The following is a 19,873-nucleotide window of genomic DNA, read 5'->3' as shown; positions in this document are numbered from 1 at the left end:
TTTCCGGGCCACAGACTATGACTAGCCAGCGCAAGATATACCCTCTGGGACAGATGCAGATGCTGATCTATGCACTGCCGGCGCTACCTCTGACCCTGCCCACCCTGCCGCTCTACATCCTGCTGCCGACCTTCTATGTCGAACAGATGGGGCTTTCGCTGACCCTGGTGGGCATCATCCTGCTACTGAGCCGGTTGCTGGATATGCTGAGTGATCCACTGGCTGGCTATTTCGATGATCAGATGCGGGCGCCCCCGCACAAGCTGCTAATGGTAATCGGTGCCATGTTCTGCACACCGACCCTGCTGGCGCTGGTCTACCCTGATCAGATTCTGTTGCCTCCGGGAATGCTGCTGTTTCTCGCCAGCAGCCTGCTCTACCTTGGCTGGAGCCTGATTCAGGTTCCCTATATCACCTGGCTGAGCGACTTTAACCGCGACAGCTTCCAGCGCAGCCGGGCGATCACCCTGCGCGAGAGCTTCGGCCTGGCCGGGCTGCTGCTTTCAGCGGCAATTCCATTGCTGCTGATCGAGAACGGGCGCAGCAGCCAGGCTGCCCTGCAGTCACTGGTCTGGCTGACGCTGATACTGGGCGCGGTCTTTATCGGTTTGTTACTGTCCCAGCCCACGACCCGCCCACCTGCCAGGCAGCAACCCCGGAAAGACCTTAAGCTGATTCGGCAGAATAAGCTGTTTGTGCGGCTCGTCGCCTGCTGGGGCCTGAATGGTATGGCAAACGGCATTCCGGCGGTGGTGTTTCCGCTTTTTATCAGTCAGGTGCTGGACGGTGATGACCGTGCCCGCGCCCTGTTCCTGCTGCTGTACTTTGCCTCTGCCGTACTTAGCCTGCCGCTCTGGTTACATCTGTGCCAGCGCTATAACAAACATCGTCTCTGGTGTCTGGCGATGATGACTGCGATCAGCGCCTTTGTCCTGACACTCTGGGTACCGGCGTACGGCGAGCCGCTGTTTATGCTGATATGCCTGGTCACCGGCGCCATGCTCGGGGCCGACCTGACCCTGCCACCGGCCATGCAGGCGGATGTGGTGGACTGGGACCGCTACCGCTATCGCCGCGACTGGGCCGGCGTCCTCTATGGTTGCTGGAATATGGCCACCAAGCTGGCGCTGGCACTGGCGGTCGGTATCGCGCTGCCCCTGCTGGAACTGCTGCAGTATGTCTATCCGGACTCTCAGTTGCCTCTGCTGCTGATCTACGCCCTGCTGCCCTGCGTATTAAAGGCAGGATCGCTGATTATCCTGTGGCGCTTTCCGTTGGACCGGGACGCCCAGCGCGCGGTGCAATCCCGCCTTCAACACCAGCAGGAGGGGTAGATGGTCATTGTAATAGGGAAACGGGTAAGCCTATGCGTACTGCTGATTCTTTCGATATTAAGCGGGTGTACGCCCATGAACGTTGAACAGTTTTCCGGCCGCAGCCCAACCCTGCTGCCGGAAGAGTATTTTGATGGCCGGGTCATGGCCTGGGGGATTTTCGAAGACCGCTTTGGCACCCTGCGCCGGGAGTTCAGGGTGGATATCGATGGCCGCTGGGACGGTCAGACACTGCTGCTGAAGGAGTATTTCAGTTACAGCGACGGCGAGAAACAGCGCCGTATTTGGACCATCCGGCCTCAGGGCAACGGTCGGTATTCAGGCACGGCCCCGGATATCGTCGGTGCAGCGGCCGGGCTTGCGGCGGGAAATGCGCTGAACTGGCGCTACCAGATGGATCTGAAAGTGGGCGATAGGGAGTGGCGGGTCAGGTTCAATGACTGGATGTTTTTGCAGCCGGACGGCAGCCTGATCAACCGGGCCAAAGTGTCGAAATGGGGATTAGGGCTAGGAGAAGTGACGCTGTTCTTTATGCGCGAGGACAATCTCAGCGATCAGATGCGTAAGCGATTCGTGCTTTAAGCCAGCGCAGCACGGCCCCCAGCAGCGGGATACGGCTGTAAAAACCGGCGCTGTCCCAGTAGTCCAGATGCTGATCGATCAGTCCGGCCTCATTCACCCTTATGCGGCTCAGGCCGGGCTGACGCCATAAACCGATCAGGGGCGCGCGGGCCTTAAACTGCCAGATCACGTAAGCACCATCTGCCACCGCATCGATCTGCTCGACCTCAAACACCGGGCTCTCCAGCTGCTCAAACATCTCACGCATCACGCCGATAAACGCATCGCGGCCGCTGAGATGATTAAACGGGTCCCTAAACTCAATATCATCGCTGACCAGTTCTCCCAGCAGGTCGACGTTATCAAGGCTCAGATGACTAAACAGTTCACAATAGCGTACAACCGCAGGGGGTATCATCATGCTCGGGTAATCCTTGCCACAACTGAAAAGTACAGTCTGTAGGGTAACAGTCTTGCCAGCTTTAGCCAGAATACAAAGCGTCCGGGAAAGCTGATCTCGAAGCGCCGGCTCCGCAATCCCTTCAGAATCGCCTCTGCGGCCGCTTCTGCCGGAACCAGCCAGGGCATGGGAAACCTGTTACGATCGGTCAGCGGTGTCTTCACAAAACCGGGATTAATCAGCTGTAGACGGATCCCCTGTTCAGCCAGCTCCGGCTGCAGCGATTCAGTCAGATTGATCAGGGCAGCCTTAGTGGCGCCATAGACGGCAGCCCCCGGCAGTCCCCGATAACCCGCCACCGACGCCATCACTGCCAGCTGACCGGAGCCTCTGGCGGTCATCCCCGGCAGCACGGCCGCGAGACAGTTCAGCGTCCCCTGTAAGTTGATATCCACCAGCCGACGGGCCTGATGCAGCGAGAAATTCTGCGCCGAATCGGGCTGGTGTGTGCCCGCGTTCAGAATGATCAGATCAGGGAACGCCTCCGGTTGCCAACCATCTACCAGCGCCTGCACGGCAGCGGAATCGGTGATATCCAGCGGCAGGTTACAGATCCGCCCGGGCAGATCGGCGGCTTCCGCCTGCACTTTGGCCAGAGCCCCGGGGTGGCGGCCGCTGATGCTTACGCTGACTCCCTGTGAGGCCATCGCCAGTGCCAGCGCCCGGCCAATACCACTGCTGCCACCGGTTATCCAGCAATGCTTCCAGGGAAGGCGGGATCGCACAGCCTGACCCATTATTGACTCCTTTCCATGATTGACTCCTTTAGGGTTATCGAACATCTGCTGCATAGAGAAGTCACACCGTTCCGGCTATAGCTAAGACGCACCTCTGCGCGCCCCGGGCAATAATGCTCAAACCTATCGCTAAACGGCCAGCGGCAGTCGCTGTGGCTGCAATGCCATGCATGGAGGTCAGCAGTAACATGAAACTCATAACTGTTCGTCTCATAACCTCCGTATATGGTTTACGATTTAGGGAACAACACAGATCAGGTAGTGGGCTGGTGCGCATCCAGCAGGGATTGAAGAGTGCGTAATCCACCGCGTCAGGCCCCGTCAGGCTGCCTGCGGTGATGACTCTCACCCGGAGTTGCCCCATGAATCACGCAAATCCCCGCGGCGGATCAGGCGCTGTCGCCAGCGGGCGCAATACCCTCAGCTCTTCCGGTCAGGCCGGTGCTCGTCGTATGTCCCGTAATCGTCTGGCAGACAGCAGCTCACCCTATCTGCTGCAACACGCTGCCAACCCCGTGCTCTGGCATCCCTGGGATGAACAGGCCTTCCTGCTGGCACAAAACAGCCAGCGACCGATTTTTCTCTCCATCGGATATGCAACCTGCCACTGGTGCCACGTGATGGCACGGGAGAGTTTTGAAGATCCGGCGATTGCCAGCTTTCTGAACCACCACTTTGTGCCGGTGAAGGTAGACCGGGAGCAACTGCCGGATGTGGATAACTACTATATGATCGCCTGCAGCCTGCTGAGCGGACAGGGTGGCTGGCCGCTGTCGGCGTTCCTGACTCCTGAGGGCAAGCCCTTTTACGCGGCCACCTACTGGCCGCCGCAACAATTCATCCACTACCTGTCTCAGATCCACCAGCTCTGGCTCAACAGCCGGGACCAGCTGGAACGGGAGGCGGAGCAGGTTATTACGACTATCCGCGAACTGAACCAGCCGGAGAAAGCCAGCGGACACGCCTCAATCGCCCTGACCCGGGATGCGGTGGAACAACTACAGGAAAGCTTCGACAACAAGCATGGCGGCTTCAGCTCAGCGCCGAAGTTTCCCCGTGAAGCGGCGCTTCACCTGCTGCTGGACTGGGCGATACGCAAGGGAGACCGGCGTTGCTGGCAACAGGTGCAGAACAGTCTCGATAGCATGGTCAGGGGGGCATTGTTTGATCATATCGGCGGCGGCTTCCATCGCTATACCACGGACCGGCAATGGCAACTGCCCCACTTTGAAAAGATGTTGTTTAATCAGGCCCAGCTCAGCGCGCTTTATCTGCGCAGCTGGCAATTGAGTGGTAACCGGTTACACCGCCATGCCGCCGAGCTGACCCTGCAGTTTGTGTTGCAGCAGATGCGCCGGAAAGACGGACTGTTCTACTCCGCTATCGACGCCGACAGCGAAGGCAGTGAGGGTCGCTACTATAGCTGGAGTCGTAAGGAACTGGCCCGCTCGCTCAGTGGCGCGGAGTGCCAGCGAGCCACCGGAATGCTGCAACTGAATATCATCCCCGAGCTGGAAAACCGCAGCCTCTTTACCCTGCGGCGGGGGATCGCTGAGCAACTGGCAGAAGACCCGGAAGCACTCAGGTTTCTCGACGGTATCCGCCAGCGCCTGCAACAGCTGCGGCAGCAACGGATTGCGCCCCTGATTGACGATAAGATCGTCACCGCCTGGAATGCCATGATGATTTCAACCCTGGCTGAAGCTGCCTTACAGCTGGGCGAGCGCCAGTACCATCAGGCAGCTGAACGCGCGGCCACGGCTCTCTGGCACCAGCACCGGGTCAAGGATAACCAGCTGTGGCGTGATAGTCGCGATGGCCGCCACGGCGTGATTGCCAGCCAGGAGGATTACGCCTGGTTCTGCCGGGCCTGTCTGGCGGTCTATGACCTGACTGAAGACGAATGCTGGCTGCAGCGGGCTGAAGAGCTGAATCAGGAGATGCGGGAACATTTCTGGGATAACAGCAGCGGCGGCTTTTTCCTGTCAGACAACAATCCACTATTGCCCGGCCCCAGCCGCCAGCTGGACGACAACGCCTATCCCGCCGGAAATTCCGTCGCCTATGAAGTACTGCTGATGCTGAACCAGCGTACCGGAAAGCCGCATTACCTGCACCGGGCCGATCAGTTACTCAACAATATGCAGGCCAATGTACTGCGCTACCCCTCTGCCTACAGCTACCTGCTCAGGGTACTGGCACAACGGCTTGAAGGTGGACGGGAGAGCTTACAATACGGTGCCGCGGGGGCGCTGTGGTTATCACTGCGACGACGCCGCAACCGCTTCGAGCTGTCGCTGTCACTGCAGGAAGGCTGGCACCTCCAGGCCCATAACAGCCCTACCGAGCAGCGGATGGGATTGCAACTGAATATCAGCGGCGCCGATATTGATTACCCCGAGGCCAATGACTCAGAGTGTGTGGATGGAAAGGTCATTCCGCTCTACAGCGGCAGGGTTCTGGTACGGGGTAAGCTCAATGCGATTTCAACCCCGGCTCCCCTGCTGCAGGTTCGTTACCAGGCCTGTAACCAGCGTCATTGCCTGCCACCGGAAATCAGGGTGATGCAACTGTGAAGCGGCTGAAAGGAAGATGCCCGGAGCTGCGAAACCGTTTGCGGCTTCGCAGCTCCGGCGTTTGTTGATCAGATCCGGAACTGTTCCACCAGCCGGGTCAGGCGGCGTTCCAGGTCAGACATCTCTGTTGCGGTATGCGACAGGTCATTGGCATTACCGGCTGCGCTCTCGGCAATATCTGCAATGTGATGGATACTGCGGCTAACCTCCTCCGCAACCGAGGTCTGCTCCTCGGCGGCACAGGCAATCTGGGTATTCATCTCATTGATAGTACCGACAGCGCCGGTGATACTCTGCAGCGAACTGCTGGCTTCACGGGCCTGGGTGACAGTATTTTCCGTATTGCTGCGACTGTCCTCCATCACTCCTACGGCTGAGCGCGCCCCCTGTTGCAGCTTTTCAATCATGCTCTGAATCTCTTCAGTGCTCTGCTGGGTACGGTTAGCCAGGGTCCGGACCTCATCGGCCACAACGGAGAAACCACGACCGTATTCACCGGCACGCGCTGCTTCAATTGCCGCGTTCAACGCCAGCAGGTTAGTCTGATCGGCAATTTCCTTGATCACGTTCACCACGGTACCAATCTGTTCGGCATTGCGATCCAGTTCGGTAATAACATCGCCGGCGCGATTAACACCATCTGACAGGTTATGGATGGAGGTGATCGTTTCCGTAAACAGATGCTGACCGGCGACGGCGGCCTCATCGGCATTAGACGCGGAGGATGCCGCCTGGGAAGCACTTCCGGCCACCTGCTGAACAGCGGTCGCCATCTCATGAATTGCCGCCGCAACCTGCTCGGTCTCCTGTTTCTGCTTACTGACCTCAGCGTGAGTACTATCGACAACACCCTGCATCCGCTGGGTAGAAACCGACAGGTCATCAATCCCGGTTTTCAGCTCCCGTACCAGAGTATGGATCTTATCGGCAAAGTCATTAAAGCCCTTGGCTACCTGTCCAACCTCATCATTGGCAACGACATTCAGGCGGCGGGTCAGATCCCCTTCTCCCTGTCCGAGATCCTGCAGGGCATCAGCCACCTCTGTCAGCGGCTGCATCAGCTTCTTGGCAGACATCATCGAAAGGAATGCAAAGAGCACGATCAGCACGACACCGATAAGAAAAATAAACCACATGGTTTCGGTGATTTTGCTGTTCAGTTCGGCCCGGGTCGCCGCGACCCGGTCTTCTATGTCATCGATATAGAAACCGGTACCCAGCATCCAGTTCCACTTGGGGAAACCAACGGCATAGCTGAGTTTTTCCACTGCCATTCCCTTAGAGGGTTTATCCCAGATGTAGGTAACGAAACCGCCACCCTGCCGCGCCTCTGAGATAAGTTCAGCAATCAGCCTGACGCCGTTCTTATCGGTAAGGTTGAGCATGTTCTTACCCTCAAGCGAGCGCTTTGCCCGCATTGCCAGCGCCGTACCGTCGTAATCGTAGACGAAAACATAGCCGTCTTTCTTCTCTCCATAGCTCAGGTTTCGCAGGGTATTCAACACAGTTTCGCGCGCCTGCATATCATCCGAGGCGGCATCATCATAGATAGGAGCGACGGCCGATACAGCCATATCCATGAAGTTTTTCAGAGTTTCCTGCTTGTCCTGCATCATATCCTGGCGGATCTGTGCGATTTCATTTTCGCCAAGCTGTTGTAACTGAAGCCGGGTCACCATCATGATAATGGCTGTAGCCACTAATAATGGTATTACCGTCAGCAACAGTATTTTGGTTTTTAACGACATGTTCCCCATCTGCAAGCGACTCCACTTTAATACGTGGTTTATAGTAGTTTTTGCTCGTCCGGTGACATTGTTACTGAATCAGGTCATGTGATGACGCTGACCCTGTCCTTCTTTGAGCTCAACTTTGTTACCTTCCGGATCACGGATATATAACGATAAGCCAAAGCCCTGTGCACCAAAACGTGTCTCGACTTCACCCTCCAGGCAGTCGTGGAAGGCTTCCATCAGGGCCGGTACTTCAAACGGTGTGATCTGAATACAGAGATGATCCATATTGCTGTACCTTTCCCCTGCCACTCTGGCGGTGGCTGCGGGTAGCAGGTCAATCAGTGAAGACCCGGCTTTCAGCTGCACCAGTCCGATCTCTTCCACACGCCTTACCACCTGACAGCCCAAACGTCGGGTGTAAAACAGTTCCATCCCGGGAAGATCTGTTGCGACCAATACAACATGGTCCAGTGCGACAATACTGAACAGATTATTTATCGGCATATCCTGAAATTCCATTAGACATAAAACTAAGTAAATATTTTTAAGCCACATAATAGAAAGGCTTTTTGCCGCGACTCAAGAAGATCTGTTCATTTAATAACCGGAAGCGGTCATAAAACAGACAAATAGCATTTACACCCTAGTAAATATCTGGATAAAAAACAGGCCGATAAACAAAGTAATCACCCTGCCTGCCGCAAAAAAATATAAAAAAGTTATTTGTTTAATACGAAAAGAAATAAGAATTTCAGAAAGCTAATTCAGCAACTCAGACCGTCCCGGCAATCAATTCGCGGCATTGCTGCTACTGAAATCACACCGTATTTCAGGCAGCAGCATCTGCAACTCTGAAGTACCCCGGACTCCCGACGAACGCCGGATTAAGGCCGCAGACCGATCCAAAGCAGCGCTTCATAACAGACGGGCCGACAATGTCGGACTATTCGCGGATTATGAATAGTCACTCAGGACACGGCCTGACCAGGCATCTTTGTTTGGTTTTGTGTACATCAGCGGGATGTATCCGGGTTAAACCTTCCCAAGGCTGCCGATTTTTGGCAGCCTAGAGCGATTACCTTACAGAAAGGATTTAATTGATATGTTTAAAGGCAAAGTATCTGCCCTGCTGGGCGGTCTGGTAATAGCACTGGCATCCGCTACCGCACAGGCCGATTCAGCGGTGGTAATCTTTGAAACGAATCAGGGCAATATCGAGCTGGAGCTGAACGCAGAAAAAGCCCCGATATCTGTCGAAAACTTTCTCGGCTATGTCGACAGCGGTTACTACAACAACACCATTTTTCACCGGGTGATCGCCGGTTTTATGATTCAGGGCGGCGGCTTTACGCAGGCCATGGAAAAGAAAGACACCAAGGCACCGATTAAGAACGAGTCAGATAACGGCCTGAAAAACGAACCCGGCACTATTGCCATGGCCCGCACCCGTGCCCCACACAGTGCTACCGCCCAGTTCTTTATCAATACGGTCAACAACCGCAACCTGAATGGCAGCAGCCAGCGTCCGGGTTATGCGGTGTTTGGCAAAGTGACCAAGGGGATGGATGTGGTCATGCAGATCAGCCGCGTGCCAACCACCACGGTGGACCACTACCGTGATGTTCCGAAGTCACCGGTGATTATCGAGAAAGCCTACCGCGCCGACGCAGAATAAGTCGCCGTCAGAATCTCGGGCCGCAAACCAAAGGGGAAAGGCTGATGGGCCTCTCCCCCGGTTTCGTCCTGATGCTTGCTGTCAGTGCAGTTTTTGCCAGCGCAGACGGTTGGCATTGCTGACCACGGTGACTGACGACATAGCCATGGCGGCACCGGCAATCATCGGGTTCAGCAGCAGCCCGAATGCCGGAAACAGTATGCCCGCCGCCAGCGGGATCGCCAGTGTGTTATAGATAAAAGCGCCAAACAGGTTCTGGCGTATATTCCGCACTGTCGCGGCTGAGATATCGATCGCCGCCGCAACCGATGTCAGTGAGCCTGACATCAGGGTGATATCAGCGCTGGCAATCGCCACATCAGTGCCCGAGCCGATCGCCATCCCCACATCAGCCTGGGCCAGCGCTGGCGCATCGTTAACGCCATCCCCCACCATTGCCACGACCTCACCCCTGGCCTGCAGCGCCTGTATCTGTTTCAGCTTATCCTCAGGCTTAACCTCGGCAATCACCTGGTCAATTCCCACCTGTGTAGCCACCGCCTCCGCGGTACGCTGATTATCCCCGGAGAGCAGAACCAGCTTTACTCCCCGTCGACGCAGCTCCGCCAGCGCAGCAGCCGAATCCTCTTTTAACGGATCGGCGACCGCAAACAGGGCCACCAACTGCTGATCAAGCGCGACATAAACCAGAGAGCAGGCCTGCTGGCTGTAGCTGAGCGCATCGTCTTCCGCAACGGCAATATCGACAGACGCCTGGTTCATCATCCCGGCGTTTCCCAGCACGAGCTGATGACCCTCGACGATGGCGGACAGGCCACTACCGGCATGCGCCTGAAAATCCTCAATCCGGACCTCTGCTGCCGGGCCCAGGTGCTCTGTCAGCGCGGCCGCCAGCGGATGTTCAGAGCGGGCCTCAAGCGCACTGATCCAGCCGTTCAGTGTCGTCTGCGGTAACGGTTCGTCGAAGTAACTGACCGCAGTTACCGCTGGCTTTCCCCGAGTCACGGTACCGGTTTTATCCAGTACGACGGTGGTTATTTCGCGCGCCCGCTGCAGTGCATCACCATTACGAATCAGCACGCCCGTCGCGGCTGCCCGCCCGACCGCCACCATCACCGACATCGGCGTTGCCAGCCCAAGGGCGCAGGGACAGGCTACGATCAGTACGGTCATCATGGTAACGATGGCATAGGTTAACTGCGGCTCCGGTCCCAACCACCACCAGGCCAGTGCTGTAATCAGGGCAACAACCATAACAGCCGGAACAAAGACGGCCGCGATATCATCCGCCAGCTTGCCGATCGCGGGCTTGCTGTTTTGGGCCTGGCGCACAGTTTCAACGATTTTTGCCAGCACCGTGTTGTGCCCCACCTCTGAGACCGTCATCAGCAGGCTGCCGCTGCCGTTGATCGTCCCGCCAACCAGTGCATCACCGGCAGCTTTGGACACCGGGCGGGATTCTCCGGTCAGCATCGACTCGTCAAGGTAGCTGTGACCGTCAGCCACAATTCCGTCCACCGGGACGCTCTCCCCCGGGCGGATACGCACCTGATCCCCCGGTTGCAGCAGCGCTACCGGTACCTCTTTCTCCTCTCCCGCTTTTAAGCGCAGTGCGGTTTCGGGCTGCAGCTTAACCAGCTTACGCAGCGCTTCGGCCGTTTTGCCCCGGGCCCGGGTTTCCAGCATCTGCCCCAGCAGGATAAAGCCCAGAATCATCACCGCCGCTTCATAGTACAGATGGGTCGCTGCCTGCGGCAGCACCGTGTCGCTTATCGCGGCCACCAGCAGCAGTCCGCTGGAATAGAGCCAGGCGGCCCCGGTACCCAGGCCGATCAGCGTGTCCATATTGAAGCGCAGCTGACGCGCGCTGCTCCAGGCGCCACGATAAATCTCTGCACCACTTACCAACATCACCAACAGACTGGCCAGCCCCATCGCGGCCCCCAGCCAGCGGCCCGCCGTGGTAGTGATATCCGGCATCCAGCCCAGCAACGCCATCAACATCATCAGAGCCCCGGTTGCCAGGGCGATCAGACTGTGCTTTTTCTTCTGCTGATAGTGAGCTTGTTCTGCCGCTTCCACCCGTGCCTGGTCCTGCTCGTTCTCCAGCACCTCCGCACCATAACCCGCCGCAGAGATCACACTGATCACCTGTGCCGGGTCGGAGTCACTCTGGATTGAGGCGGTACGGTCGGCAAAGTTAACCGAGAAATCACTGATCTGCTCGGCACTGCCCAAGGCACGTTCCAGCGAGCGCACACAGCCCGCGCATTTAATTCCCTGTAAAGCGTAGTGATGGACCTGCAGCTGGGACATTAGATAAATCTCCTGAATCAGAAACCGGATGATGCAATTAAGTCCAGTTTAAACCCTGAAGCAAGCTTTAGAGTCAACAGTCACAGTGATAACTGCCATTCAGGGAAAGGATTGAGAGCGGAAAGGGAAAAATCCGGCGGAGGACGGCGCCTCCGCGGCAGGTCAGCGTTTTTTCTCCAGCGCCACATAGCTACCGGAGAGACGCAGGGCCACTTTATCATCCTGGCGGATCTCGATAACCAGATCCATCCGGGCGCGGCCTTTTCTGTCCATCCGCTGGTTAAAAGCACTCAGGGCTTCCGCATCGGGCAGCGTCGCTACAGCTGCGAAATCTTCGGTGACCGGCAGGAAGTATTCCAGATGGCTATCGCGGATAACCACATCGTCATCCCGTCCCAGGCTGCGAAGGTGCAGGGTAATCAGGCTCCAGCCACACAAAGTGGCCACCGTGGCTAGAGATCCGCCAAAGCCGGTTCCCTTGTCATTCACATTTGGCGCCAGCTCGGCTGACATGGTGAGGCTGTTACCGTCAAACTGCAGAGGTTTAAATCCCATATAATTGATCAGCGGAATCTGGCCTCGCAGCCATTCGAGGAATTCATCGGTATTCTGTTGCCGGGACATCTTTAGCTTCTCTGCCAGGTCTGTACATAATCGTCTTGCTCCAGCTGCGGCACCTTACGGATTCGCGCCGGTGTTCCCAGATAGATATACCCGACAATCTCTTCGCTGTCTGTTAGGCCAAGGCCGCTCTTGACGTGAGCATCATAGGCCAGCTCACCGGTACGCCACATTGCACCAATCCCCTGTGCATGTGCCGCATGCAGGATGTTCTGCGCAGCACAGCCGGCAGAGATCAGCATTTCAGACTGAGGTACTTTGGGATGTTCGCACAGCCGGGCAATCACCACGACCATGGTCGGCGCCCGTAGCGGCATCCTGCGGGTTTTCTCCTGGCGCTCGACAGACAGCTCTGGATTACCTCTCAGCGCGGCTTCCAGATACAGCTCTCCGAGCTGCTCACGCTGCTCCCCGCTGACCAGCAGGAAACGCCAGGGGTGCAGGCCGGCATGGTCCGGCGAGCGTAGCGCCGCCTGAAACATATTATCCAGTTGTTGCTGAGTCGGACCTGGCTCTTCCAGCAACGGACAGGAGACCCGGTTATGCAGGGCTTCAATAGCATTCATTTTTTCTCTCCCTGAATCACTGCCGGCTGAGGCGCAGATTGCCTACATCCGGATCTTCGGAGCTGCGGTATGGGTTGATATCCAGGCCACCACGACGCACGTAGCGGGCATAGACACTAAGCGATTCCGGCTGGCAACGGTTCCAGATATCCATAAAGATATTCTCGACACACTGCTCGTGGAAGTCGCCATGCTCACGATAGGAGATCAGGTACTTCAGCAGGCCTTCGCGATCGATCTCGCGGCCTTTGTAGCTGATGCCCACGGAAGCCCAGTCAGGCTGACCGGTCACCGGGCAGTTGGATTTCAGCAGATGACTGTAGAGCACCTCTTCGACGACGTCGTGATCGGCCCTGAGCAGCTCAGGCTGAGGCTCGTAGTGCTCAACTTCGACATCCATATCGTCGAGGCAGAAGCCGGTGAACTGACCAAAAGCCGGGGCGCGATCCGGGTGATAGAGAATCACCTCCACCTCACCACCGGCCGCCGCGCTCAGGTCTTTTGCCATCAGCCCGCGCACCTGCTCCTCGCTGTCGAAGCGACTCAGGTTGAAGGAGTTGAGATAGAGCTTGAATGACTTGGATTCTATTATGCAGCGGGAGCTGGCCGGAATGCGGAATTCAGCCAGGCATACGATCGGTTTGCCTTTGCTGTTCAGCCATGAAATCTCGTAGGCGTTCCAGATATCAACGCCATCGAACGGCAGCTCAGCACGATCGATACTTTTCTCGGCCCATTTAATATGGCGCTCGATGGGAAACAGCTGCGACGGGTCATAGCTGTTCACATACTGAGTATCCTGTCCCAGCGGTGCGTCTTGGAGGATCTGATCCTGTTTCATCAGTTTCGAATACCTTTACCACAGTTCAGCAGATGCAGCGCGTAGGTAAACAACGCCGCGATAAAGATCAGTATCATAGCGAATGCAAAACCAATACTGATATCACTTACCCCGAGGATGCCAAAGCGGAAGGTGTTGACCATATACAAAATCGGGTTAAGCAAGGATACATTCTGCCAGAATTCCGGCAACAACTGGATCGAATAAAACACACCGCCCAGATAGGTCAGCGGCGTCAGGACAAAGGTCGGAATGATCGCAATATCGTCAAAGGAGTTGGCGTAGGCCGCATTGATAAAGCCGCCCAGGGAAAACAGCACCGCGGTCAGGAACACCACCGATACTGTCACCATCAGGTTCTGTACCTGCAGGTCGGTGAAGAACAGCGACAGCATGGTAACGATCAGGCCAACGGCCAGCCCCCGGGCCACACCGCCAACAACATAGCCGCTGAGGATAATCCAGTTGGGTATCGGTGAGACCAGCAGCTCTTCAATATTACGCTGGAACTTGGTGCCGAAGAAGGAGGACACAACATTGCCGTAGGAGTTCGTGATCACCGACATCATGATCAGCCCCGGCACTATGTACTCCATATAATCAAAGCCGCCCATATCGCCGATACGGCTGCCAATCAGGTTACCGAAGATCACAAAATAGAGCGTCATGGTGATCGCCGGTGGCAGCATGGTCTGCGCCCAGATACGGGTGAAACGGCGGATCTCTTTGGTAACAATGGTCCAGAAAGCGATGAACAGTTCCTGTGAATTCATGCGGGTTGCTGCTCCAGATTTTTATCCACTAACGAGACAAACAGTTCTTCCAGCCGGTTAGCCTTGTTACGCATACTGGTCACTTCGAAGCCGCGTTCGCGCAGCTGCACAAAGACCGGAGTCAGGCCCTGACTTTTCTCCACTTCGACCTGCACCGTATGCCCGTCCACCAGTTCAACCTCATAGCCATCAAGCGCAAAGGATTCGGCGGGCGTCGGTGACAGGTCGAGCAGGAAGGTTTCGGTATTGAGTTGCTGCAGCAGACTGCGAATACTGGTGTTTTTCACAATAGCGCCCTGATCAATGATGGCGATATTGCGGCACAGGCTTTCTGCCTCTTCCAGGTAATGGGTGGTCAGGATAATGGTGGTTCCGGCGGCATTGATCTCCTGCAGAAACTCCCACATAGAACGGCGCAGCTCTATATCCACACCCGCTGTCGGCTCATCCAGAATCAGAAGTTTAGGACTGTGGACCAGGGCACGGGCAATCATCAGCCGGCGCTTCATACCGCCGGACAACATACGCGAAGTCTGGTTACGCTTTTCCCATAGCCCCAGTTTGCCGAGATAGAACTCAGCCCGCTGCAGCGCATCCTTACGCGCTATACCGTAATACCCTGCCTGATTTACAACGATATCCAGCACTTTTTCAAACTGGTTAAAGTTGAACTCCTGAGGTACAACCCCCAGGCATTTCTTTGCTTGCGACAGATGGGTTTCAAGATCGTAACCAAAAACAGAAACCGATCCGGAGGTTTTATTCACCAGCGATGAAACAATACCCAGCGTGGTTGATTTACCAGCCCCATTAGGGCCAAGCAGAGCGAAAAAATCCCCCTGCTGTACGTCGAGGCTGATGCCCTTCAACGCTTCAAAACCATTACCATAGACCTTACGCAGGTCACGAATTGATAAGGCGGTTGTCATTTACAGATCCTGTTGGATTAAGAAAGCGATGACTGAGTGGCAGGCAGCAATTTGGAAGATACGCCCGGGGCCGCTACGGCGGACGCTCAACGGAAGCATCCAAAGCCCTACTCAGATATAATGCTGTTTTGAATGGCGCTATTATCGCAGCTTTTCAAGTCTCCTTCCGCACAGCTGGTGCAACAATCTGTTGTCCGTCGTTGTGGCGGTAACCTCAGTTACGCTATTTTCAGCTGTACAGACCAATTCGAGCAACGGAGTACCCGGTGACCCCCTACCACGTCTTCCACCTTAATTTCCTGAAACTGACCTATAACAATCTGATCAAGCAGGAGCCTTTCAACTTCGAAGCGCCGAATTCGGCCGATATGGAGTTTCTGGAGCGCTACCGCACGCTGGTAGAGGACGTTGCCCGTCAGGAAGAGCATATCTATGAAGATGGCCAGCACCTGATGTTGCACCTGGTACGTGCCTATCCTCATCTGGTTCCCCTGATCCCACGCGACCTGCTGTGGTATTTTGGCGGTGATTGTCTGCACTACATGCCGGACGAAGAGATCGCTATCTACCAGAGGCTGGACGAGATGCGCCATGATGCCGAGCAGCGTGGTGACGAAAGCTTCCGCTATGAGGAAGCCCGCGCTAACCTGCTCGGTTTAAACTGACTCTGCGACGGCGTTTTTTTCCAGGAGGTACGGCAGTACCTCCTCCGCTTCCAGAGGTTTACTGTAATAGTAGCCCTGAATCAGATGGCAGCCCTGCATCCGCAGGAATGCCAGTTGCTCGGCAGTTTCGACACCTTCCGCCAGTACCTCAAGTCCCAGGCTCTGACATAACGCAATAATGGCGCGCACGATCGATTCATCATCGGCATCCCGTCCAATGTCGCGGACAAAGCTCTGATCGATCTTAAGCCGGTCCATCGGTAATTTCTTCAGATAACTGAGGGAGGAGTATCCGGTACCGAAGTCATCCATCGACAGGGTTACCCCCATCTCCCGTAACTGGTAAAGCTTGCTGATCGTTGACTCAGTGTGGCGTAACAGGAAGCTCTCTGTCACCTCCAGATCAAGCGCGGTCGCATCCAGTCCGGCTTTTTGCAGCGATCTTTCGACGGAGCCAAGAATACCCTCATGCATCAACTGCTGCCCTGCCAGGTTAACACCGACCTGAACATCGCAGACACCGTCAGCCTGCCACCGCTGTAACTGCAGACACGCCTGTTCCAATACCCAATCGCCAATGGGCACAATCAAGCCCTGCTCTTCAGCCACCGGAATAAACTTACCCGGAGGAATCATTCCGGCTACCGGGTGATTCCACCTCAACAGCGCTTCCAGTCCCACGACCTTGCCGGTGATCGCATTGATCTGCGGCTGGTAGTGAAGCAGCAACTGCTTATTCTCAATCGCTTTATGCAGATCATTGACCAGCGAGAAGCGCTCATCACGCTCGACACCCAGGGAGGAATTAAAGAAACGCACCCGGTTACGGCCGTCATCTTTAGCCTGGAAAATCGCCATATCGGCACTTTTCACCAGAGTCGTGGCATCTTCACCATGCTCAGGGTAGCGGGCGATACCAATACTTAGGGTGACAAAAATCTCGTAACCATCCAGCAGGAAAGGCTTCTGAAACGCCTGCAGAAGTGCTGCCGGACAGGTCTCGGTCAGCGCACTGCCCCGCGGCAGGTTGAGCGTCACCATAAACTCGTCACTGCCCATGCGCGCCACCATGGTTCCGGCAGGCATGGTAGTCAGTATGCGCTGAGCAGCCTGACGCAGCAGGTCATCTCCCAGTACATAGCCCAGCGCTTCATTCACCGCCTTGAAGCCATCCAGGTCACAGGCCAGTATAACGATATCCCGTTCGGCGACTCTGACCTTGCGCAGCTGCTCCGAGAGGTGTTCGTTGAAAAGCATTCTGTTGGGCAAGGAGGTAAGCGGGTCATGGTTGACCAGCCAGAACAGACGGCGCTCAGCGGACTTACGCTCGGTAATATCCATACCTATGGTAAGAATTCGGCTGCCATCGCCCCCCGGATGATTTAAGCGGGAATGAAGCCATGTGAGATCACGCTGAAAGCCGTCGCTGGATTCCAGACGTCCCTCAAACTGTACCTGCAGCTCCAGCCCCTTGCTTAACCGGTCAAGTTGTTGAAAATGCTCCTGCAGATGCTGCTCATCATGGTTCAGATCCTGAAACCGGACTTTGTTCAGTATCTCTTCCTCGACTCCCAGCGCCCGCAGACCGAAGCTGTTGATCGATGTAATGTAGCCGTTGTAGTCCAGCGTCAGAATCACCGCCTGTGCGGTATCCAGCAGGCTGGTCACAAAGTCCCGCTCGCGCTCCAGCTCCTCGCTGCGTTGCAGGGCGCTTTGTGTTCGCTCCAGAACTGACAGTTCCAGACCACGAAGCTGATCAGTCAGCTCCAGACTGCTATCCCTCAGCACATCCAGCTCGTCATGAAAACCAAGCAGTGGCTTGCGCTTGACGTCCAGTGCCTCTTTAACCTTGTCATAGGAGCTGTCCGCCAGCAGCGGCAGATGACGTGCAATATGGGATAGCTGAACAAAAGGCTTTCGCAACGCGGAGAGCTGTAATACCGCAGCAACAAACAGACCAGCGGCAGCCAGAGCCAGGCTGGAAAACAGTTCACGCCGAAGCTCACTCTGCTTCTGGGTCAGGTCTTCCATCAGCACCCAGTACACTTTCTCGCCCGGCAATGCGGCAGGCGGGCGCAACAGTACTTCATAGTGGCGCCCCTGAGAATCAACCGAAAAGCGTCCGCCTTCCAATGGCAGCCCGGAACTCAGCACCGCCCCCTGCAGGACCTCAAGGCTGGCAACTTTATGGGTCAGAAACTTGAGATTCAGCCCCCAGTCCGGCAGTTCGCTACTCTGGCCGTCGACCCGCAGCGCCAAGCCAACATCCCGGCTGTTTTGCTGGTTAAAGGCGAGAATAATATCAACCAGTGCGCGGCCCACCACCAGAACACCGGTGCGTTGTGCTGATAAGCGTAAAGGTAACGCGACATAACGCAGGCAATCATAGGAACACTCCAGGCTGCGCACCGGCTTTTCCGTGCGCAGCACATTCCGCACCACCGACAGTGGTAAGCCGATCGGCTTACCCCAGGCACCAACCAGTTGGGCCCTCTCGTTATAGAGATAAAGCGCGTCTAACGATCCATTGAGGGTGAAACGGTTAAAGTTGAGGTTCAGCTCCTGGCTCATCAACAGCAGTTCATCAACATCATGCCCGGCCTGGTTCTCGACGATCAGCGGCAGCATCTCACCGACCTCCAGCAGACGCTGGTAGGATGACGAGATCATGCCTTCCAGCACGGCAAGATCGCGCTGGTTAATTCGCTCCCGTTCCTGCTCAAAACGCTGTTCCAGTTGATAGTAAGCAATAAACGAATAGCTGCCGTGAACAACCAGCAGTATCAATACCAACAATAAAAACGTTTTCCAGCGCAGGCTGAGAAATGATGTTCCTTTTATGCCCTGATTTCCCTGCATATAACCTGTCTTAGAATGTTGCCGCGATGACGACAATGATATGACCGCAGTAAATTAGTATACGTCCAGCTTGTTAACGCGGGACAGTGATCCGAGTGGTTGATCATACAGATACCCGACAGCTCCCGGGGTACTCTGTACCCGACGCATCATTTCAGCGGGGCTCACCACCTGCTCAGGGGTTATTCCGGCGCCGGCATCAATAACTCTGTCCCAGATGTTCCGCAACTGATAGGGAAAGACGCCCAGGGTCCCTTTGGCAAACTCAACATGCAGTGGGTGCTCATCAGGTAAAACAAATACCTGGATCGGCAAGCCATTGCTCCAGAATTTATTCTGAGTTGCGAACACAGAGAGGAGGAACTGCTTACTCACAGCCTCCAGTGGGACTTTCGGATGGGTGATAACCATGCTTTCTGCAACTGCCCTATACGAGAAAGCAGACAATAAAATGAATAATGTGAATCCGGCTCTTGTCACAGCGCCTCCTCCAATCCTATCTGCGTACCAGAGCATCCCTGAAAATCATAACGACCTGGAACGGAGACCGGTACTGACAGCCCCGTAACGATAAATAGATACGCAAAGGTAACTGAAACTCCTGTTTCAGGAAAGAACGGCGGCTCAAATTGCTATAACCGGTCCGACAACAGCCTCCCTGCTTAAGCTGATACGCATCTCCCCGAAAGCCTGCTTCAATAAGTCCCTTAAGACCACATATCCGGCTCAAGGGAAACAGTAACAACATGCACAGCAGTATAGGTGGTAATTCAGCACTGAAAAGCTGAAATCAGATACAGGGCAATCGCAGCAAGCCAGATAAAAGGAAGCTGGTTCCAGACCGGTATATGGCTGGCTGATATCGTTCTGGTCTGAATAATTGGAACAGTAAAAGACTGAAGCAGGCTATGCAGGCTCTCAGCTGATGCTTTGTTTCGCAGGGTTTCGATACAGGAATAATGGGATGGGAGATAAAACTCAACCGGGCCACGCTGGCTCGCGACTGATGTTCTTTTTTTGTGGGTGCGACTGATACATGAAGATATTGGAGCGGGAAACGAAACTCAACCGGGCCACGCTGGCTCGCGACTGATGTTCTTTTCTTGTGGGTGCGACTGATACATGAAGATATTGGAGCGGGAAACGAGACTCGAACTCGCGACCCCAACCTTGGCAAGGTTGTGCTCTACCAACTGAGCTATTCCCGCGGATGGCGTCCCATAG

Annotated in this window: 17 protein-coding genes and 1 tRNA gene; 5 read left to right on the top strand and 13 right to left on the bottom strand. The window is 55.6% G+C overall.

Going from position 1 to position 19,873, the window contains the following annotated elements:
- Window positions 1–17: 17 nt before the first annotated feature.
- On the top strand, window positions 18–1,334 hold the full coding sequence (locus Q354_RS0110420; protein ID WP_084332542.1) for an MFS transporter: 1,317 nt from the start codon (window positions 18–20) through the stop codon (window positions 1,332–1,334).
- Window positions 1,335–1,916, top strand: a complete 582-nt coding sequence (locus Q354_RS25345) for a DUF3833 domain-containing protein (protein WP_084332541.1) — start codon at window positions 1,335–1,337, stop codon at window positions 1,914–1,916. It abuts the gene before it with no gap.
- Here Q354_RS25345 and Q354_RS0110410 read toward each other — a convergent pair.
- A complete protein-coding gene (locus Q354_RS0110410) occupies window positions 1,882–2,316 on the bottom strand; it encodes a nuclear transport factor 2 family protein (RefSeq protein ID WP_027857553.1) in 435 nt (144 codons plus the stop codon). The two genes, Q354_RS25345 and Q354_RS0110410, sit on opposite strands and share 35 nt — an antisense overlap.
- The gene (locus Q354_RS0110405; RefSeq protein ID WP_051560047.1) at window positions 2,313–3,092 is read right to left on the bottom strand and encodes an SDR family NAD(P)-dependent oxidoreductase; all 780 of its coding nucleotides are present in this window, start codon (window positions 3,090–3,092) and stop codon (window positions 2,313–2,315) included. The genes Q354_RS0110410 and Q354_RS0110405 overlap by 4 nt, the downstream gene beginning before the upstream one ends.
- A 362-nt stretch (window positions 3,093–3,454) precedes the next feature.
- Here Q354_RS0110405 and Q354_RS25340 point away from each other — a divergent pair, with 362 nt between their 5' ends.
- The gene (locus tag Q354_RS25340) at window positions 3,455–5,668 is read left to right on the top strand and encodes a thioredoxin domain-containing protein (protein WP_051560046.1); all 2,214 of its coding nucleotides are present in this window, start codon (window positions 3,455–3,457) and stop codon (window positions 5,666–5,668) included.
- Window positions 5,669–5,736: 68 nt separating this feature from the next.
- Here the strand turns inward: Q354_RS25340 and Q354_RS0110395 are convergent, their stop codons facing one another.
- Entirely contained in the window at window positions 5,737–7,416 is a 1,680-nt protein-coding gene (locus Q354_RS0110395; RefSeq protein WP_245601024.1) for a methyl-accepting chemotaxis protein, read from the bottom strand.
- Window positions 7,417–7,494: 78 nt separating this feature from the next.
- Complete coding sequence (locus tag Q354_RS0110390; RefSeq protein WP_051560064.1) at window positions 7,495–7,908, bottom strand: VOC family protein; 414 nt, start codon at window positions 7,906–7,908, stop codon at window positions 7,495–7,497.
- 598 nt (window positions 7,909–8,506) lie between these two features.
- Here Q354_RS0110390 and Q354_RS0110385 point away from each other — a divergent pair.
- Entirely contained in the window at window positions 8,507–9,079 is a 573-nt protein-coding gene (locus tag Q354_RS0110385) for a peptidylprolyl isomerase (RefSeq protein WP_027857549.1), read from the top strand.
- An 81-nt stretch (window positions 9,080–9,160) separates the two neighbouring features.
- On the opposite strand, the gene Q354_RS0110380 is transcribed toward Q354_RS0110385, so the two are convergent.
- The 6 genes from Q354_RS0110380 to Q354_RS0110355 all read right to left on the bottom strand — a co-directional run bounded on the left by Q354_RS0110380 (window position 9,161) and on the right by Q354_RS0110355 (window position 15,125).
- On the bottom strand, window positions 9,161–11,395 hold the full coding sequence (locus Q354_RS0110380) for a heavy metal translocating P-type ATPase (RefSeq protein WP_027857548.1): 2,235 nt from the start codon (window positions 11,393–11,395) through the stop codon (window positions 9,161–9,163).
- Between the two features lie 162 nt (window positions 11,396–11,557).
- Window positions 11,558–12,019 (bottom strand): YiiD C-terminal domain-containing protein, encoded by a 462-nt coding sequence (locus tag Q354_RS0110375; protein WP_036229406.1) that lies wholly within the window; start codon window positions 12,017–12,019, stop codon window positions 11,558–11,560.
- A 2-nt stretch (window positions 12,020–12,021) separates the two neighbouring features.
- Window positions 12,022–12,582 (bottom strand): nitroreductase family protein, encoded by a 561-nt coding sequence (locus Q354_RS0110370; protein ID WP_027857546.1) that lies wholly within the window; start codon window positions 12,580–12,582, stop codon window positions 12,022–12,024.
- 16 nt (window positions 12,583–12,598) lie between these two features.
- The gene (gene queF, locus Q354_RS0110365; RefSeq protein WP_027857545.1) at window positions 12,599–13,423 is read right to left on the bottom strand and encodes an NADPH-dependent 7-cyano-7-deazaguanine reductase QueF; all 825 of its coding nucleotides are present in this window, start codon (window positions 13,421–13,423) and stop codon (window positions 12,599–12,601) included.
- A complete protein-coding gene (locus Q354_RS0110360; RefSeq protein WP_027857544.1) occupies window positions 13,423–14,196 on the bottom strand; it encodes an ABC transporter permease in 774 nt (257 codons plus the stop codon). The genes queF and Q354_RS0110360 overlap by 1 nt, the downstream gene beginning before the upstream one ends.
- Window positions 14,193–15,125, bottom strand: a complete 933-nt coding sequence (locus Q354_RS0110355; RefSeq protein ID WP_027857543.1) for an ABC transporter ATP-binding protein — start codon at window positions 15,123–15,125, stop codon at window positions 14,193–14,195. The genes Q354_RS0110360 and Q354_RS0110355 overlap by 4 nt, the downstream gene beginning before the upstream one ends.
- A gap of 266 nt (window positions 15,126–15,391) precedes the next feature.
- On the opposite strand from Q354_RS0110355, the gene Q354_RS0110350 reads away from it, so the two are divergent.
- The gene (locus Q354_RS0110350) at window positions 15,392–15,790 is read left to right on the top strand and encodes a PA2817 family protein (RefSeq protein ID WP_027857542.1); all 399 of its coding nucleotides are present in this window, start codon (window positions 15,392–15,394) and stop codon (window positions 15,788–15,790) included.
- Here the strand turns inward: Q354_RS0110350 and Q354_RS0110345 are convergent.
- The 3 genes from Q354_RS0110345 to Q354_RS0110335 all read right to left on the bottom strand — a co-directional run bounded on the left by Q354_RS0110345 (window position 15,782) and on the right by Q354_RS0110335 (window position 19,857).
- A complete protein-coding gene (locus Q354_RS0110345) occupies window positions 15,782–18,586 on the bottom strand; it encodes a bifunctional diguanylate cyclase/phosphodiesterase (protein WP_169828874.1) in 2,805 nt (934 codons plus the stop codon). The two genes, Q354_RS0110350 and Q354_RS0110345, sit on opposite strands and share 9 nt — an antisense overlap.
- Window positions 18,587–18,703: 117 nt before the next feature.
- Window positions 18,704–19,129, bottom strand: a complete 426-nt coding sequence (locus Q354_RS25335; RefSeq protein ID WP_156948294.1) for a type 2 periplasmic-binding domain-containing protein — start codon at window positions 19,127–19,129, stop codon at window positions 18,704–18,706.
- A 652-nt stretch (window positions 19,130–19,781) separates the two neighbouring features.
- Window positions 19,782–19,857, bottom strand: a tRNA-Gly gene (locus Q354_RS0110335).
- Between the last annotated feature and the right edge of the window lie 16 nt (window positions 19,858–19,873).

Origin of the sequence: Marinobacterium jannaschii DSM 6295 (assembly GCF_000620085.1) — a bacterium.
GTDB lineage: Bacteria > Pseudomonadota > Gammaproteobacteria > Pseudomonadales > Balneatricaceae > Pontibacterium > Pontibacterium jannaschii.
The sequence above is the reverse complement of the archived record's forward strand: the minus strand, read 5'-3'. Positions and strand labels throughout refer to the sequence as shown.

Coding starts and splice junctions, on each gene's coding strand:
- Q354_RS0110420 (WP_084332542.1), top strand. CDS start 18: ATGACTAGCCAGCGCAAGATATACCCTCTGGGACAGATGCAGATGCTG.
- Q354_RS25345 (WP_084332541.1), top strand. CDS start 1,335: ATGGTCATTGTAATAGGGAAACGGGTAAGCCTATGCGTACTGCTGATT.
- Q354_RS0110410 (WP_027857553.1), bottom strand. CDS start 2,316: ATGATGATACCCCCTGCGGTTGTACGCTATTGTGAACTGTTTAGTCAT.
- Q354_RS0110405 (WP_051560047.1), bottom strand. CDS start 3,092: ATGGGTCAGGCTGTGCGATCCCGCCTTCCCTGGAAGCATTGCTGGATA.
- Q354_RS25340 (WP_051560046.1), top strand. CDS start 3,455: ATGAATCACGCAAATCCCCGCGGCGGATCAGGCGCTGTCGCCAGCGGG.
- Q354_RS0110395 (WP_245601024.1), bottom strand. CDS start 7,416: ATGTCGTTAAAAACCAAAATACTGTTGCTGACGGTAATACCATTATTA.
- Q354_RS0110390 (WP_051560064.1), bottom strand. CDS start 7,908: ATGCCGATAAATAATCTGTTCAGTATTGTCGCACTGGACCATGTTGTA.
- Q354_RS0110385 (WP_027857549.1), top strand. CDS start 8,507: ATGTTTAAAGGCAAAGTATCTGCCCTGCTGGGCGGTCTGGTAATAGCA.
- Q354_RS0110380 (WP_027857548.1), bottom strand. CDS start 11,395: ATGTCCCAGCTGCAGGTCCATCACTACGCTTTACAGGGAATTAAATGC.
- Q354_RS0110375 (WP_036229406.1), bottom strand. CDS start 12,019: ATGTCCCGGCAACAGAATACCGATGAATTCCTCGAATGGCTGCGAGGC.
- Q354_RS0110370 (WP_027857546.1), bottom strand. CDS start 12,582: ATGAATGCTATTGAAGCCCTGCATAACCGGGTCTCCTGTCCGTTGCTG.
- queF (WP_027857545.1), bottom strand. CDS start 13,423: ATGAAACAGGATCAGATCCTCCAAGACGCACCGCTGGGACAGGATACT.
- Q354_RS0110360 (WP_027857544.1), bottom strand. CDS start 14,196: ATGAATTCACAGGAACTGTTCATCGCTTTCTGGACCATTGTTACCAAA.
- Q354_RS0110355 (WP_027857543.1), bottom strand. CDS start 15,125: ATGACAACCGCCTTATCAATTCGTGACCTGCGTAAGGTCTATGGTAAT.